The sequence below is a fragment of the Rhodococcus sp. P3_B8 genome (genome assembly GCF_056402775.1).
Window position 1 is genome coordinate 30976 of sequence record NZ_JBFUGT010000038.1, and the last position, 15820, is coordinate 46795.

13 protein-coding genes are annotated in these 15820 nt (G+C 66.1%); 7 read left to right on the forward strand and 6 right to left on the reverse strand.

Features of this window, described 5'->3' with window-relative positions; translation table 11 throughout:
* Window positions 1-24: 24 nt before the first annotated feature.
* The 6 genes from AC1D1G_RS15805 to AC1D1G_RS15830 all read left to right on the forward strand — a co-directional run bounded on the left by AC1D1G_RS15805 (window position 25) and on the right by AC1D1G_RS15830 (window position 8259).
* Window positions 25-999: a DMT family transporter gene (locus AC1D1G_RS15805; RefSeq protein WP_477952807.1), complete on the forward strand. Its 975-nt coding sequence runs from the start codon at window positions 25-27 to the stop codon at window positions 997-999.
* Between the two features lie 164 nt (window positions 1000-1163).
* On the forward strand, window positions 1164-2405 hold the full coding sequence (gene ribB / locus AC1D1G_RS15810; protein ID WP_477952808.1) for a 3,4-dihydroxy-2-butanone-4-phosphate synthase: 1242 nt from the start codon (window positions 1164-1166) through the stop codon (window positions 2403-2405).
* 62 nt (window positions 2406-2467) lie between these two features.
* Window positions 2468-3361: a dihydrodipicolinate synthase family protein gene (locus AC1D1G_RS15815; protein WP_477952809.1), complete on the forward strand. Its 894-nt coding sequence runs from the start codon at window positions 2468-2470 to the stop codon at window positions 3359-3361.
* Between the two features lie 55 nt (window positions 3362-3416).
* Entirely contained in the window at window positions 3417-4943 is a 1527-nt protein-coding gene (locus AC1D1G_RS15820; RefSeq protein ID WP_477952810.1) for an aminobutyraldehyde dehydrogenase, read from the forward strand.
* A gap of 442 nt (window positions 4944-5385) precedes the next feature.
* On the forward strand, window positions 5386-6201 hold the full coding sequence (locus tag AC1D1G_RS15825) for an IclR family transcriptional regulator (RefSeq protein WP_477952812.1): 816 nt from the start codon (window positions 5386-5388) through the stop codon (window positions 6199-6201).
* 1503 nt (window positions 6202-7704) lie between these two features.
* Complete coding sequence (locus AC1D1G_RS15830; RefSeq protein ID WP_477920557.1) at window positions 7705-8259, forward strand: hypothetical protein; 555 nt, start codon at window positions 7705-7707, stop codon at window positions 8257-8259.
* A gap of 701 nt (window positions 8260-8960) precedes the next feature.
* Here the strand turns inward: AC1D1G_RS15830 and AC1D1G_RS15835 are convergent.
* From AC1D1G_RS15835 to AC1D1G_RS15850, 4 genes are all read right to left on the reverse strand, one after another.
* Window positions 8961-9566 carry a hypothetical protein gene (locus tag AC1D1G_RS15835; RefSeq protein ID WP_477952813.1) on the reverse strand — a complete coding sequence of 202 codons (606 nt, stop codon included), beginning with the start codon at window positions 9564-9566 and terminating at the stop codon, window positions 8961-8963.
* A gap of 88 nt (window positions 9567-9654) precedes the next feature.
* Window positions 9655-10209 (reverse strand): hypothetical protein, encoded by a 555-nt coding sequence (locus AC1D1G_RS15840; protein ID WP_477952814.1) that lies wholly within the window; start codon window positions 10207-10209, stop codon window positions 9655-9657.
* A gap of 173 nt (window positions 10210-10382) precedes the next feature.
* Window positions 10383-11027: an RES family NAD+ phosphorylase gene (locus tag AC1D1G_RS15845; protein ID WP_477952815.1), complete on the reverse strand. Its 645-nt coding sequence runs from the start codon at window positions 11025-11027 to the stop codon at window positions 10383-10385.
* Window positions 11028-11654 (reverse strand): hypothetical protein, encoded by a 627-nt coding sequence (locus AC1D1G_RS15850; RefSeq protein ID WP_477952818.1) that lies wholly within the window; start codon window positions 11652-11654, stop codon window positions 11028-11030.
* A 297-nt stretch (window positions 11655-11951) separates the two neighbouring features.
* Between AC1D1G_RS15850 and AC1D1G_RS15855 the strand changes: the two genes are divergently transcribed.
* Window positions 11952-13349: an exodeoxyribonuclease VII large subunit gene (locus AC1D1G_RS15855; RefSeq protein ID WP_477952816.1), complete on the forward strand. Its 1398-nt coding sequence runs from the start codon at window positions 11952-11954 to the stop codon at window positions 13347-13349.
* A 154-nt stretch (window positions 13350-13503) separates the two neighbouring features.
* Here the strand turns inward: AC1D1G_RS15855 and AC1D1G_RS15860 are convergent, their stop codons facing one another.
* On the reverse strand, window positions 13504-14199 hold the full coding sequence (locus AC1D1G_RS15860) for a hypothetical protein (protein WP_477952817.1): 696 nt from the start codon (window positions 14197-14199) through the stop codon (window positions 13504-13506).
* Window positions 14200-14615: 416 nt separating this feature from the next.
* Window positions 14616-15698, reverse strand: a complete 1083-nt coding sequence (locus AC1D1G_RS15865) for an Lsr2 family DNA-binding protein (RefSeq protein ID WP_477952819.1) — start codon at window positions 15696-15698, stop codon at window positions 14616-14618.
* Between the last annotated feature and the right edge of the window lie 122 nt (window positions 15699-15820).

The following is a 15820-nucleotide window of genomic DNA, read 5'->3' on the forward strand; positions in this document are numbered from 1 at the left end:
CCACCATCACCAGCTAGGAACCTCATGCTCCGCGAGAAGCTCCGATCGTCGACAGAGACGGTCTCTCCCCCGGGCCATGGCCGCGGCGGCTTCACCCTCGTCCTCGTCGGGGCCATGCTGTGGGGAAGCAACGGTGTCACCGGCTCCCTTGCCGCGTCCCACAGCGAGATGTCCTGGGCTGCCATCGTGGCTTTGCGCATGGCGGTCGGCGGGCTAGCGGTGGTCGCCGTCACCGTCGTCACCGGTGAGTTCAGACGCCTGCACCACAACCGGCGGACCTGGCGCACCATCCTGCTCACCGCTGCGTGCTCGGTCGTGTTCGCCGGCGGCTACTTCCAAGCCCTGGACTTCGTCGGTGTCGCCGTCGCGACCGTCGTCAGCATCGGCGCGTTGACCGTGCTTCTCACCGTGGTGGCCACCGTCCGTGACCGGCGATGGCCCAGTCCATCGGTCGCGATCGCCTTGGTGGCGTCCCTCATCGGCCTGGTGCTGGTGTGTACCCCAGCAGGTGGGGGTTGGTCTCCCGTAGAGGGGCGAGACTTCGCCGTCGGCGTCGCCCTGTCGACGCTGTCGGGCCTGGCTTTCGGGGCCCAGACCCTGGTCAACAGCCGTCCTGTTCCGGGTCTGAGCTCGCGGGTGCTCGTCGGGTTGTCCTTCACCCTCGCCGGCATCCTCTGCATCCCGTGGGCGGCCGCTAGCGGCTTCGGATTCGACACGATGACGCCGACCGCGTGGACGGCACTGGCGTTGCTGACGTTCGTGTCGACCCTTCTCGGGTTCATCGCCTACTTCGCCGGATTGCACCGAGGTGTCCACCCCACCACGGCGGGGGTGGCGACGGCCGTCGAACCCGTTGTTGCAGGCGTACTGGCGGTGCTCGTCCTCGGCGAGCACCTGACCATGCTCACGGTCGCCGGCATGGCGCTCATCCTGGCCGGGGTCCTGCTCGTCCGGCCCCGCACAGATCGCGCCGCAGCCGCCACTCCCCCCGGACCGTGATCACCGCACGGTCTCGGTCACCTCGCCCGACGACGGGCGCGGGACGGTGAGAACAGGCGCGACGAGCCCGGGTCACAGGGTGTGACCGGGACGGCAGTTCGAACGAGTCGTTGGAGCGAAGTTGTCGCTCCACCGAACACTTCTCTCGAAAAGGTAGTGATGTCATGACGGGAAACCGATCTGTAGAACGTGCTGTGGAGGCAATTGCTCGCGGTGAGATGGTTCTCGTCGCGGACGACCACGACCGCGAGAACGAAGGCGATCTGATCATGGGCGCGGAATACGTGACCGAGAAGCAGATGGCCTTCATCCTCCGGCACGGCAGTGGCATCGTGTGCACACCCATGACGGCGGCCCGCGCCGATCGGTTGTCTCTTCCTTTGATGGTCGCGTCGAACACGGACTCCATGGGGACCGCATTCACCGTGACGGTGGATGAAACCGACGCGGGAACCGGCATTTCGGCTGCTGACCGGTGCCTGACCGTGCATGCTCTGGCCGACGCGGGAACCGCACCGGCAGATCTTCGACGTCCAGGGCACGTCTTTCCGCTCATCGCCGTCGACGGAGGTGTACTCACCAGGCGTGGCCACACCGAGGCCGGCGTCGACCTGGTGCGGATGGCGGGCAGCCCGGACCCGGTCGCGGTCATCACCGAACTCGTCGACGACGACGGTGTTCCGATGTCCGGATCGGTTCTCACCGCATTCGCCGAGCGGTGGAATCTACCCTTCGTGACCGTCGCCGAACTCGCCGCCTATCGCCGCAGGCACGAGGCGCCGCCGGCACCGCTGTCGAGCGCAGTCGTCGAAACCGAGTTCGGCACATTCGTCGCGCACRTCTTCCAGGACCGTGTCTCCGGCGTCGAACATGTCGCCCTCACAACGGGACCCGAGATTCGTTCGGATGTCCCGGTCACCGCGCGAGTCCACAGCGAATGCCTCACCGGTGACGCACTGGGCTCGCAGCGGTGCGATTGTGGACCGCAGTTGCGAGACGGTCTGCGGCTCGTCGCGCAATCACGCAACGGTGTTCTCGTGTACCTGCGTGGGCACGAGGGCCGCGGCATCGGCATCGGCAACAAACTCGCCGCCTACGCACTGCAACAGGGCGGTGCCGATACCGTCGATGCCAACATCGAGCTCGGCCTTCCCGTCGATGCGCGTGAATATGACTGCGCCGCAGATATTCTCAGGCACTTCGGAGTGACCTCGGTCGAACTCATCACCAACAACCCGGACAAGGTGTCGGCGCTGGAAGCCAGTGGCATCGAAGTCCATTCCCGCCTCGACTCTCCCGTGCACTGGGGCGCACACAACGTGCACTACCTCCAGACCAAACGCGAACGCATGGGACATCTGCTGCCCGCAACGCCCTCCCAGCTGCTGCACTCGGCATCGATATAGCCGTCCGGCTCTGGAGCTGACCACCATCGGAAAATCGATCGAATCTCGAGGAGAACCCCACCATGGCCCAGAAACTTCACGGTGTCCTGACCCCGCTGATCACCCCCTTCGGCGCGGACGGCGAGATCGACCACAAGCAGCTGCGCGCGCTCGTCGACCGATCCATCGACGGTGGCGTCCACGGCGTCTGCGTGTGCGGGTCGAGCGGAGAGTTTCAGACGTTAACCTCCGCCGAGCGCCGGCAGGTCGTCGAGACAGTGGTCGAACACACGGCGGGCCGTGTCCCCGTCATCGCACAGACCGGAGCGTTGCAGACCCGCGAGGCGCTCGAACTCACCCGGCACGCGCACGAAGTCGGGGCCGACGTCGCGATGGTGATCGCACCGTACTACGAGCCACTGAGCCTGGACGCGGTCAAGAACTACTACCGCACCGTGGCCGACAGCGTCGAGATCCCCATCATGCTCTACAACATGCCGTCCGTGACGGGCGTCGACTTGCAGGTAGACACCGTCGGTGAGCTCGCCCGCCAGTGCGCGAACATCGACTACGTCAAGAACACGAGTCCGGACATGGCGCACGCCGTTCAGCTCGTCCACGAGCTCGATGGCCTCGTCACGACGTTCGTCGGCTGGGACTCGCTGGCGTTGTCCTCCTTCGTCGAGGGCGCCGGTGTCATGGCCGCGACCGCCAACGTGGTCCCGGCCCAGCTGGTCGCCGTGTACGACGCGGTTCAGGCCGGTGACCTCGTTCGGGCACAGCGGCTGTGGAAGAACCTGTATCCGTTCATCGGCGCCATCGATGCGGAACCGTTCATCGCGGCCGTCAAGTGGTGCCTCGACACGTCCGGCCTGGCCGTCGGCCCGAGCCGCATCGCTTCGCAGCCCATCACCGAGGCGAGCGCGCGACGACTGGCCCAGCTGACGTCCGACGCCCTCGCACAGTCGCACGCCTGACGGCTCCGGCGACCCGACCCCACTCTGCCGCCCGCCCCAGCTCAGGAGGTTCCTCATGTCCACCTACAGCCCAGCCGCCCCAGCCTCACACCGGACCGTCCGACGCGCCGATGTCCCAGGCGACTCCGCTCTGCTCGCGGACGGTGACCTGCCGCAGCCGCAGCACTTCATCGACGGCACGGTGCGCCCCTCGTCGTCCGAAGCGCACATCGATGTCGTCGACCCGGCGACGGGTGAGGTATTCGCGCAAGTCGCCGAAGGCACGGCCGCCGACGTCGACGTGGCGGTCGCCGCCGCCCAAGCCGCCCAACCCGCGTGGGCGGCGCGGACCCTGAAGGAGCGGTCCGAGATCCTGCACCGCGTTGCCGACCGCCTGCACGCGAACGCCGACCTGATCGCCCGTCTGGAGTCGGTCGACAGCGGAAAACCGCTGACGGTGTCGAGCGATGACGTAGCCCAGTCGATCGACCTGATCCGGTTCGTCGCAGGTGCCGCCCGGGCCGGCACCTCCGCAGCCGCCGAAGACTACGTGGAGGGCCACCTGTCGGTGATCCGGCGTGAACCGCTCGGCGTCGTCGGTGCCATCACTCCCTGGAACTACCCGCTGCTGATGGCGATGTGGAAAATCGCGCCGGTGCTGGTCGCGGGCAACACGCTCGTGCTCAAGCCGTCCGAGCAGACGCCCCTGTCGGCGTTGAAGCTGGCCGAACTCGTCGCCGACGACCTGCCGGCGGGCGTTCTGAACATCGTGACCGGATACGGGCCGGTCGTCGGTGAGCGACTGGCCACGCACCCGGACATCGCCCTCCTCACCCTCACCGGCTCGGTGGCAAGCGGCAAGGCAGTCGCTGCCGCTGCGGTGAGCACACTCAAGCGCGTCCACCTCGAGCTGGGTGGGAAGGCCCCCGTCATCGTCTTCGCCGATGCCGACCTCGCCCAGGTCGCCTCCTCGCTGCGGGTCGCCGGCTTCTGGAACTCCGGTCAGGACTGCGGCGCCGGCTGCCGGGTGCTGGTCCACGAGTCGGTGGCCGACGACCTCGTCCGACGCCTCGTCGAGGAGGTCAGGACGCTCGTCGTCGGTGAGGCGAAGGCCGGCGAGGACGTCGAGGTCGGTCCGCTCGTCTCCGCGGCCCACTTCGAGCGGGTCAAGGGTTTCCTCGATCGCGCCAACGCATCCGGCATCCGTGCCGCGATCGGCGGACACGCACTACCCGGCCCCGGCTACTTCGTCGCGCCCACCGTGTTGGCGGACGTGCCGGAAGGAGCCGAATGCGCCCGCAACGAGATCTTCGGACCGGTCGTCACGGTCGAGTCGTTCAGCACCGAGGACGAGGCAGTGCGACGCGCCAACGATGTCGAGTACGGTCTCGCAGCGTCGGTGTGGACGGAGAACGCGCGTCGCAGCCACGACGTGGCAGCGCGTCTGGACTTCGGCACCGTCTGGGTCAACAGTCACCTCGTGGTCGCCAACGAGATGCCGTGGGGTGGCTTCAAAGGATCCGGCTACGGTCGGGACCTGTCGATCTACGCCATCGACGACTACACCCGCACCAAGCACGTCATGCACAACCACACACGCTGAGCAGCGCAGGACCCGAACGGGGTGAATCGATCGACCTGAGGGAAGCAGCACGCCCGCGGCGTGCTGCTTCCCTTTCGTCAGAAGGTCCGAAGCGTGCGCGCCGGCGCTTCCCACCTCGTTCACGCCCCATGCGTTCAGGTATTGCACGGATGTGTTCAGACACACCGAACGGATCTGAACGGGCCCAGAACGGGGCACCACAGCCACAATAATCACGACAATGGCGGGCATACCGCAAGTTCAGGGCAGTCGATGACCGAGCGCGGTGTCCGCGACGCGCGACGCGCCTACCTCCCGACGGTCGCGATTCCAGTAGTCTGATCAATGAGCGAACACGCTTGTTCACTGTTTTCCCCTCGGCAGGGGCTGACCGGATTACCGGTCACCGCTACGAGGAGGGACGGTTGACGAACTCGATCGACACACGATGGTGGATGCCCTAATGGACGACGACACGCCCGGTGCCAGCCCTGAGTCGGAGGGCAACAACAAATCGGTGCTGAAAGCCGCCAGTCTCCTGCGCGTTCTCGCTGATCAACCGCGCACCGGCGCCACGTCATCCGAGCTGGCTCGTGCCAGTGGCCTCGCGCGACCGACCGCCTTCCGCCTCCTTTCCAGCCTCGAGCAGGCGGGACTCGTCGACAGAGTGGGCAACAACTACGTCCTCGGCTGGGAACTCATTCGTATCGGCCGCCTCGCGGATCCTTACGAGGGTCTGACGGACCGGGCGCAGCCACTGCTTCAGAAACTGGCTGACACCGTCAACGAGCTGGTGACGCTCCAGGTCGTCAACGGACGCTCCGGCTTGGACTTCGTTGCCGACGCCGAGGGGTCTCACCTCGTCAACGTCCGCAGCCAGCGCGCCGGGGCATCCCGCTCCCACCAGTGGCCACTCCACGCGACGGCAGCCGGCAAAGTCTTCTTGGCTCAGCTGCCCACCGAGAGAGTGGCGGCCCTCCTGCCTGATGAGCTGCCGGCCTTGGCCTCCCGCACCATCACCGACCGTAACTCCCTCCTGTACGAGCTCGAGCGCGTGCGAACGCAGGGCTACGGACTTGTCGACAGCGAGCTGGAGGAGGAGCTCGCCGCTGTCGCACAGCCGATCTTCGACTCCAACGGCACCTTCGTGGCAACAGTCACAGTGAGTGGGCCCCGCTATCGCTTCGGCCTCTCCCGGCTGCACGAGGTCCTCGAGCAGATGAATGAGACTCGCGATGCACTCGTCGCGACCTGCTGGCCCGACCGCCTCACCGACTAGCAGGCGTCGTGTAACCCGCCACGGGGCGTCGGTCCACTCGAGCGCCGCACGAACTGCGGCGACGTACGACCGTGGCAGGTCGGGTCCTTCGTCCGCTGACGCGGTCAGGGCGGTGACGGCTTCTATGACGGGGGCCGTCGTCGGGAAGGAAGCGGATCAGGTTGTGCCGGGCGCACAGGGCAGCTACCGACCGTAGGGCCGTGTGCGTCTCGTCGGTGCGTCCTGCCGCCCACAGGCATGCCACCTGTAACCGGGTGGCATGCAGGTGTGCGAGTTCGCGGCCGGTGCCGTCGAGTGCGTGAACCCATTCCTCGGCCCAGTCGCAGGCCGTCCGTATCTGGTCGGGATCGTTGCTGCGTGCCGGCAGCATGATGGCCGTCTCGTCTTCGAGTTGCTCAGCGGCGATTCTTCGGCGCCGATCTGAAACGGCGCCTGCGCGAGTCCGGCAAGTCGAGCGGCCCGTCAGGAGGGCTCCCGCCCGGCGGCAGTCGCCTGAAGCAGGTAACCCCCTTGTCCACCGTTCGGGGGAACCTCAATGCAGGGCGTGATCGACTCCGCAGACACCCCCGGCGGTAGCTGGACTCCATGGATATCCGTAGCGGTTCCTGGGTTCCCCGGTTTGGCTAATGGTCAGGAAGTCGAGTTCGAGTGGCATCAACTCCACGAGCCGACAGACGGTTACGACTTTCACACGGTGCGCGCATGGCCAGTCGGCACCGAGCCCTACACGCGGCCGGGGCCGTTCAGCTCCAGGGCTTGGCATATCGATCCCGACGGCAGTGCCCACGAGATTACCGACCTCGACGACACGATCCCGCCCCGGATCGGCACCCCAGCGAGCGGGCGTCGTCACCACGTGGAATGACGACGAAGGCTGGGGAGTCATCGACTCTGCGGACACACCGGGCGGTTGTTGAACCTTCTACAGCCCCTACACCCCGATGAAGTCATCAATGCCCAGCCGGGCGACAGTAGGCGGCGGCTTCCGGATGGTTTCTGGTCAGCGCTGCCTGACCCCTCCGCGCCGACACCGGGACGAGATCGTCCGTGGTGAACGCTAGTCTCAGGCGAAAATCGATGGCGGTTCCGATCAGCCCCCAGTCCGGCCTCTTCCCGGTATGACTGGATTTCGTCCGGAGAGCCGGCTTGCGAACACCGTCGTGAACCGCAGTCACCGCACCAGCGTTGGGAATAGAGTTCTGCGCGAACCGCATGAACGGCGATCCGGCCCACTCGATCTGAGATGTCAAGGACACCGGCAGAACACTACTGCGCCACCGCTGGGCACCCTGCGCGGGCACGACAAGCCATCCCATGTGCCGGCGACTACCGCCAGCGACCCCCCAGTTATCTTCCACCTCCGGCACGTCTGATATCTACTCCCAGGGAGCCGCTCCCCACCGATCCACAGCTCCCAGTCTTCTCAAAGATTCCCCTGGCCAAGACTTCAGACAGTCGACACACAACATGCGAATCCGCCGCATCCTCTCGATCGCTACATGCATGAGCGCGGTCACGCTGATCCTGACCGCCTGCAGCGACGACTCAGCCACCCCCGCAAGCAACGCCGCTTCGGCGTCAGCGACCACCTCGACGCAGGACGCCGACTCCACCATCAAACGGATCACCGTCCCACCCACCACCACCACCGCGGCGGCCGAGACCACGAGCGGGAAGGACCTGCACGGAACCGCGCTCTACCTTCAGACGTGCCACGACACGCTGGAGTACTTCGACGCGGTCCGCGAACTCGCCGACATGGTCGGCGAACCCTTCGACTCGAAACAGGCCGCCGACGGCCTGCTCGAACTCGCACGCACCGGCGGCGACGAGCTTCTTCAAGACCTCGAAGCGTCCGGTGACATCGACGTCCCAGCCGCTGACCCCAGCGACCCACGTGGGACGAAATCCCGAAAGCCGACCGCACCGAAATCGAGCGCGCCATCTACGCCGCCGCCGACGGCGACTGCTGACCCCACCTTCAATACGAACCAAGGGAAGGCCTTCATCGGGCGTCCGCTAGGGCCTCGAACTCGGCCCGAACATCGTTGTGGTTAAGGCTGTCGTAGCGATCGGCCGCAATTCCTGCGCCGGCGTCGGTTCGATGCAGCCAGTCAGGGTCAGCCCAGAGCAAGCACGATGAGGGCGACAGCCGTTTGGATCTGCGTGTCGTTCTCCAGTGGTCTCATCGGGAACGTCCGCCGACGCCAACGCTTTCAGGCGCGGCGACGGAAACGCTCTTCATATGACGAGGGACCGGGCCTGTCCCAGAGTCGCCCGGTCCTGCTCCGACCGGGGACGCCGCGAGTCGCCCCGTGCAGGCCGCGTCCGGCATTTCCGCCTGGTACGGGCGTGACGATCGCGACGACGTAAATCCTGCAGGAAACGTGTGCTGCTTCCGTACCCAGACGTACCAGACCCGATGGTGACGTCGTCACGGCGGCGCGACCAACCCTATTGTTCGCCTGCATGGCCACCACCGAGGCCGTGAACGAGCGGAATCATGTCGTATCCCACGGTGATTGCTCAAGACTGTTGAGCTCATCGAGCACCTGGTCGACGGCGGTGGTGGGGATACGACATCGTTGCCCTCCGAAGCGCGGAGACGGTCACGTACGTAGGCGAGCATGGAAAGTTCACGCTCGAGGTCTGCTTCGGTGCGGTCGCTCACCGTCTCATCCTGCCCCGATCGCGGGCGATGAGCAGAACTTCGCTGACCGGAGGCTCCGGGTAGCGCCCAGTTCGGAGAAGTATTCAGGTCACGGGACGCGTATGTATCCCTTGTCGATGCCGTCCTGGATATCGGCGATGCATGCTTCGCGGGTCTGACCGGACTTGCCCATGCATGTTTCGATGAACGACTCGTCCTCCGTCGGGTACGGGGGCGCGGTCTCGGCTGGTGCGAGTTGCCCGCACTGCGGGTCATTGGGAACGGAGTACTGCCGGCCATCGGAGCCGCTGTACACACCAACGAGCGGGTGCCCGTCGCAGAACAGAAAGGTCTTCACCACTTCGGTCGGCGGAGCGAATGTTTCCTGATCGGTGAGGTACTCGCACTGCGGGTCGTTCGGGACCGAGTACTGCAGGCCGTCGGAGCCGCTGTACACCCCGACCAGCGGGTGCCCGTCGCAGAACAGAAAGGTCTTTTCCACCTCGATCGGCTGCGCGGGAGCGACCTGGTCCACGATCGGTTCGGAGCTTGGGGGCAATTCGGTTGGGGTGCTGGTGGACCCGACGGTTGTGGTTGCCGTCAGTGTGGGGGTGGCACTGGGCTGCGGAGGCGGCGCGGATTCCTCCGATGCACAACCCGTCCCCATCGCAAGGGTGGCGGCAGCAAGTACTGCTGCCAGTATGTTCCTACGCATGATTTTCTCCGGTTGTGTCGGTGGGTGAGGCTGGGCGGGGATTCCCGATGCAACGACAGCGGCACTGCCGTATCGAATGAGACGACCTCTAGCTGCCAAGGTTGAGGCCGTCGAGACTGCCGGTCGATGGCGCAGTCACCGGCGCCGGCGCGACAACGACGACCTTCGGTTCATTCCGCGCATACTGAGACGAAGCAGAATCCCAGCACTCGGCGATGACGTTGTAGCTACCGACAGCGACATCGGGGATCGAGTAGGTCTTGGTTTCGTGCGGCGCAGGGAAGATCGCGTAGTCGAAACCCTCCAATTTCGGCCACACGTAGTTCTCCCACGCCAGCTCCGCACCGGTCGGCAGGACCACCGCACCGCCCCGTCCGTAATCGTTCGGGTGGGTCAGTGAGATGTTGATCGTCGAGCCGTCGACATCCGCGGTGAACGGCGGCGGCAGCAGCGAGGCAGGTTCCGCACTTGCGATTCCCGCTGCCAGAGGCATGATCACGAGGCCGGCAAGCGCGGTCGCGACCGAGAGGCGAACAGCTGTCATCATTCCTGGATCAAACCAAACCTGCCAGCACCGCAGGTTCGCGGGGCGGGAACCCACGTCATCCGTAATGCACTCGGATGCAATATTTTCGGTTGTCAATACACCATCCGAATGACGAGGTACGGACACCGAGCACACGTGCCATCGTCGCGCAGTCCACGAACGTAGCAGCCCACTTCCCTTCTACGACACCGAAGCGTGCTGCAGTCGATTCCGTGCGGTCACGGGACACGTGCCGCGGGCCCAACCGGTTCGCCACGCGTGTCGCAACGTCAGGTGATGGTGTAGCCGAGCTGATAGGCCGCGCTGTCGATCTGCCCGGACAACCCGGGATGCGACAACGGCAGCGACAACGCCGGCAGCGCGGGGAAGGCGTCGGTGGCGCGTTCGGTGATCGCGATGCAGACACTGCCGGCGAATCGGCCGCGGTAGACGATCCCGTCCAGGTCGTCGTGGGCGCGGTGAATGGTGCGGGCCCAGTGCTGGGTTCGGCCGTGTGCGGCGGAGTCGAGGGCGTGGTTGCCGCCGACCCGGGTCGCCCACGTCCCCTCGCCGATGCCGGAGACATCGAGCAGTCTCAGAGCGCGGGTGAATCGCAGCCCGGTCAGATACGGGTCCCCGCGGTGGCGGTCGATCACCCGGGCGCTCTGGAACGCCTCGGCCAACCCGTCGCGGGGACTGGAGGCGCCGTACCAGATGCCGTAGCCGGGATGTTCGGCGCGCGGGGGTGGGTGGTGGTCGAACCGCAGGATCGGCCCGAACGTGCGCATCCCATTCCAGGGCAGCACGTGGGTGCCGGTGGTGCGATGCACCCGCCACACCACCTCTGCCGGTTGCCAGTCGATCACTTCCTCGCCGTGCACGCCCGCATCACGAAGGTCGGCGATGGTCGGGGGTGCGGGCAGCATCGACCCCATCTATGCCGATTCCCATTCGGCGGCGGTGATCACGTCTCGGACCTGTTCGATGTCGTCGGCGGTTCCGGCGCTGCCGGTCAGCCACGCCACGATCGACACCGGCCGGCCGTCCACGGTCAGGGACGGTTGCGGGAGGGTCAGCAATGCTTGCACGGTCAGCGGGTGCAGGTCCTTCGCCAGCAACGGCGCCACTTGGTCGAGGTGCGGCACCGCACCGGTGTCGGTGAACTGGGCGGGCGGCAGCAACCGGTTGCGGCCCGACGCGAACGCCCACAGGGTGCCCTCACCGAGGCGTTGCCGGATCCGGGCCGCGGTCACCCCGAGACGGTCCGCGGCCTCCGCGATCGACAGGGAGCTGTGGACCAGTTCCTGCATGCGAATGTCGCGGTCCACCCGTGCGGTCGTCGCCGCGGCCGGGTCGTCRACGAACCCGGMCYGRTCGAGCAGGGCTGYGTCGTGGTCGGACAGCGGCGGTGCTGCCGGGTTCCGGYCGGASAGGCTGTGCAGTATCTGGGCGAAGAACTGGCGTCCGACGTCGGTRCCGGTSACCTCCCGCAGCGCATCCTCGAAACCGAGATCGCCGCGCAGGTAGCGGGCTTCGGTGCTGGCATCGGYGGSCTCGTTCATCACACCCTACCCCTCACTTTCACCKATTATCACACACAAATATATGATAGCGCGGATCGGGAGGGGTCGCTACCGCGCCCGTGACAGGCTGGTGCCCGGCGAGGTCACCTGATGACCCCCTGACGGGGGATACCACCTGCCGCCGAGGGACCGGCCCGCTCGACCCGTCCGCCCGCGGCGCAGATCCGCGTGTTCGTGCGGTGTCGGGACCATGTGCCAGGCTGTCCTGCGCTGCCCCGACCACACACCGTCGGGGCCGGCGATTAAGGCACATACGGGGAGGAAGGGTTCATCGGGGTGGATACAGCAGTAGCGCAATGGGCGGAACGCCGCGGACGTCGTCTGACCATTGCAGAAACCAGCAAGTACGTCCAGACCCACCTCGATCAGAGCGTGGACATGCAGATCGTCATCCCCGGAGAATGTCGCGAGCTCCGACGACTCTCCGGTGGCGGCTGGCAGATGGACCTCGCCTCCCCACACGGCCGCGCCGTCGATCACATACCCGTGTACTTCAGCAACGATGTCGCCGCAGCAGTAGGCGGATTCCTCAAACACCGTGTCGGACGCGGCTTCGGCGACCACATCACCAACGGTGCCGGAGTCACCATCGCAGGAAACTTGACCGTCAGCTCCTACACCCGCGCTCTGCAACTGCGTACCAACCAGGTGTACCCCGAACGCACAGACCTGGGGCCCGTGACCTGTGCCGAGAACGCACATCGAGACAAGCTCGCGACCCTCGGCTTCCCCAAGTCCCTGTTCGCTCAAGGCAACCCCACCAGCCTGAAGTGGCCGGACAAGCTCCGCCACATCACCGTCATCTCCTCCAGCGGCTCCAAAGCCGTCACCGACATCAAGGCGATGCTCGACAAGGTGCGAGTCGGTGTCCCCACCCTCGACCCGGTCGTGGCGTCGATGAACCGCCACCAGATCGCCGAACACCTCGTGAAGAAACTCGCCGCCATCGAACCAAGCCGCACCGACCTCGTCGTCATCACCCGCGGCGGTGGCCACTGGACGGACCTGTGGTCCTTCCACGACGCCGACCTCGCACACGCCATCCGCCACTGCCGCGTTCCGGTGATGGTCGCCCTCGGACACGCCGCGGACGAGCCCACCAACGCCGACTACGCCGCCACCGGATCGTTCACCACACCGTCGGCCTTCGGCACACAACTCGCCGGGCATTTGTACAAAACCACTGCCGCACAGAAAAAGATCACACCCACGCCCACCCGACTGCACGCAGCGAAGAAGCAGGCCACCGGCGCACACGAGGACTACCGCGCACGGTACGACCAGCTCGTCCAATGGCACACCGCAACAACCCACAACACCCGATACTGGCGGGACGCGTACGTCGATGAACTCCGCACCGGCAGCGCAGCACGAGTCAAACTCCACTGCGTCCTGGCAGCCATCGCGACACTGCTGCTCGGCGGGATAGTCACCGCGGCCGCGTTGTTGGCAGCGAACCCCACCATACCCATCACCACCGGAGCCACGACTCTGCTCCTCGCAACCCTGTGCTGGCACACCAGAACACCCACGACCACCCCACCACGATCGATGCGATTCCGCCGACCACCGCAAAACACACACGACTGGATCCGCGCCACCCGCAAAGCCCGCACACCCCACCGATACCGCACCCTCTGGACACACATCCCACCAGAGCTCACACAACCCTGACACCACACCAACAACACCGACCGGTGCGGGTGCTGATGGTGAGCGCGCCCTCGAACGGGGCGATCGCGACGACATGAAGCTGTTCGGCAGGAAGGACTGTCCACAACACAGCGCCCGCCGAAGACGCGATGACTCGGGGTGAGCCGGGGTGAGGTCACCGAGCGCTGACGCCCACCCACGGGGCCCGGGCCAGCACCCGAGCCAGCGCCACTGTTGCCGTCAGGACCGCGGCCACCACCGCGATAACGCACACGAACGTCGCAGGGACGGTGGAATACCCGAACAGCCCAGCGGCGCCCACACCCGCGGCAGTCGCCGCCAGAGCACCGACCGGCAGCAACACCGCCAGGATCCGCACGGTTCCCGCGCGCCGATCATCGGCCGCCGCGGCCAACACCCACCACACACCCAGCAGTGCGCACCCGTACGCCAGCACTCCGCTGCCGGCACAGAGCACCAACACCGAGGCCCACTCCACGGCGATGCCCACCGTGGCCGTGAACGCGAGATACAGCAACACCAGCATCGGCGACAGCCCCATAGTGATACCGCCGAGTGCTGCGGCGACGGTCCGGCCGAGCAGGAGGGTGCGCCGACCGCGGCGTTCGTCCTCGCTCGCCGCGTCCCGCACCACCCGCCACCCGGACAGCCACAGGACCATCCCGCAACCGGCCCCGGCCACCGCGGCGCCGCCGAGCACGATCGCCGCCACAATCGATGGATCGGTCCACGCCGGTTGGAACGAGGTGGCCACCGTGTACGGCCGCGAAGTAAACGCGGCGAACACCACCACCGCCACCAGCCCGGCGACCACACCCACAACCCCGAAGATCCCGCTCTGTCTCCCCACCCGCCCATCGTGTCACCGACAGATACTCAAATGGCGGCAACCGCGGCCACCGGCGGTTCCTCAGAGCGGGATCGGGCGATCACCTCGTCAGTTGTCCGCGACGATACGGCGATCCGTCAGTGTGCGTGATTGCCCCTATGTGCCGGCGCCCGCTCACACCCACCGCGGCATCCAAGTCTCCCGCCGCACCCGAAGCGCGACGCACACCCGCGCTCAGGCTTGCCTTGGACCGGAACTGCTGCACCCACTCCACTCCCACACCGGACTGGTCACCTCAGGTGCGGCCGGGATACCTCAGACCCGAGCCGCCACGGCTGGCGCCGGACACCCACCCCAGCGCAGGGCCCCGGACGATCGGGACTCCCACATTCTCATAGCCTTTCGCGCCAGTATGGCTATCCGGGCACTGTCCCAACTCACGCGACCGGCATCGGTACCTGAGCGTCATGGAAGGCCCGCTCGAGTTCAGCCGGAATCCGCCCGCGTAAGGACACCTCCAAGCCCTCCCCGATCGCCCACTGGCGAATCTCCCTGGACGTCCTCTTCGCCGACGCCGTACTCACCGACGCACTCTTCACCGAAGCCTTCTCCGCAGGCGACTTCGCGGACGCCTTCGTCGCAGGGGCCTTGCTCGCCGCCGACCTCTTTACCGGACCCGCCGACGCGGACGTCTTGCCAGCCGCCTTCGTCGCGGAACCCTTCCGTGCCGGCGCAGTTTTTGTCCGAACCTTCGCTGCCTGAGCGTGGTGGAAGGCCCGCTCGATCTCAGCGGGAATCCGCCCGCGGGAGGACACTACGTGGCCCTCCTCGATCGCCCACTCACGAATCTCCCTGGACGACTTCTTCGCCGGAGCCTTACTCACCGGCGCACTCTTCGTCGGAGCCGTTTCCACAGCCGTCTTCTTCGCGGCAGCCTTCGTCGCGGAACCCTTCCTTACCGGCGTCTTCTGCGCAGCCGCCTTCTTCGCGTCCTTCTTCTCCGCCGGAATGTTTCTCGCCGCCTGCTTGACCGGAGCCGCCGCCGTGTTCTTCGCAGCTGTCTTCTCTGCGGGCGTCTTCTTTACCGGYGCCSGTTTAGCCTGAGTCTTCTTCGCGTGAGCGTCGTGGAAGGCTTGTTCGATGTCGGCCGAAATCCGGCCACGGAGGGACACCTCCAAGCCCTCCTCTATCGCCCACTCACGAATCTCCCTGGACGACTTCTTCGCCGGAACCGTGCTCGCCGCTGCCCCCGTCGCCGGAGCCTTCGCCGTGATCTGCTTCTTTACGACGGTCTTCTTTACGGCCGACTTCGTCGCTGCTGGCTTCTCTGCGGCGGTCTTCTTCGCGGAAGCCGGTTCGACCTGAGCCTCCTTTGCGTGAGCGGCATGGAAGGCTTGCTCGATCTCGGACGAAATCCGGCCACGGGAGGACACCTCCAAACCCTCCCCGACCGCCCACTCACGAATCTGCTTGGTCGTGTTCTTCGCCGAACCGTCAGAACCCTTCGGTGATACAGCCATGTGTCTCCTTCTTCGCCGGGCAACCGTCGAACGCACACAGTAACGGCAGGCGAGCACTCGCGGTAATCAAAAAGCTCACCCGAACCGCCAATTCACGTGCCCAACCCATCACCGATCTCGGC

Excerpts from the sequence above, each read along its gene's own strand:
- AC1D1G_RS15805 (WP_477952807.1), top strand. The coding sequence starts at position 25 with ATGCTCCGCGAGAAGCTCCGATCGTCGACAGAGACGGTCTCTCCCCCG.
- AC1D1G_RS15815 (WP_477952809.1), top strand. The coding sequence starts at position 2,468 with ATGGCCCAGAAACTTCACGGTGTCCTGACCCCGCTGATCACCCCCTTC.
- AC1D1G_RS15820 (WP_477952810.1), top strand. The coding sequence starts at position 3,417 with ATGTCCACCTACAGCCCAGCCGCCCCAGCCTCACACCGGACCGTCCGA.
- AC1D1G_RS15825 (WP_477952812.1), top strand. The coding sequence starts at position 5,386 with ATGGACGACGACACGCCCGGTGCCAGCCCTGAGTCGGAGGGCAACAAC.
- AC1D1G_RS15830 (WP_477920557.1), top strand. The coding sequence starts at position 7,705 with ATGAGCGCGGTCACGCTGATCCTGACCGCCTGCAGCGACGACTCAGCC.
- AC1D1G_RS15835 (WP_477952813.1), bottom strand. The coding sequence starts at position 9,566 with ATGCGTAGGAACATACTGGCAGCAGTACTTGCTGCCGCCACCCTTGCG.
- AC1D1G_RS15845 (WP_477952815.1), bottom strand. The coding sequence starts at position 11,027 with ATGGGGTCGATGCTGCCCGCACCCCCGACCATCGCCGACCTTCGTGAT.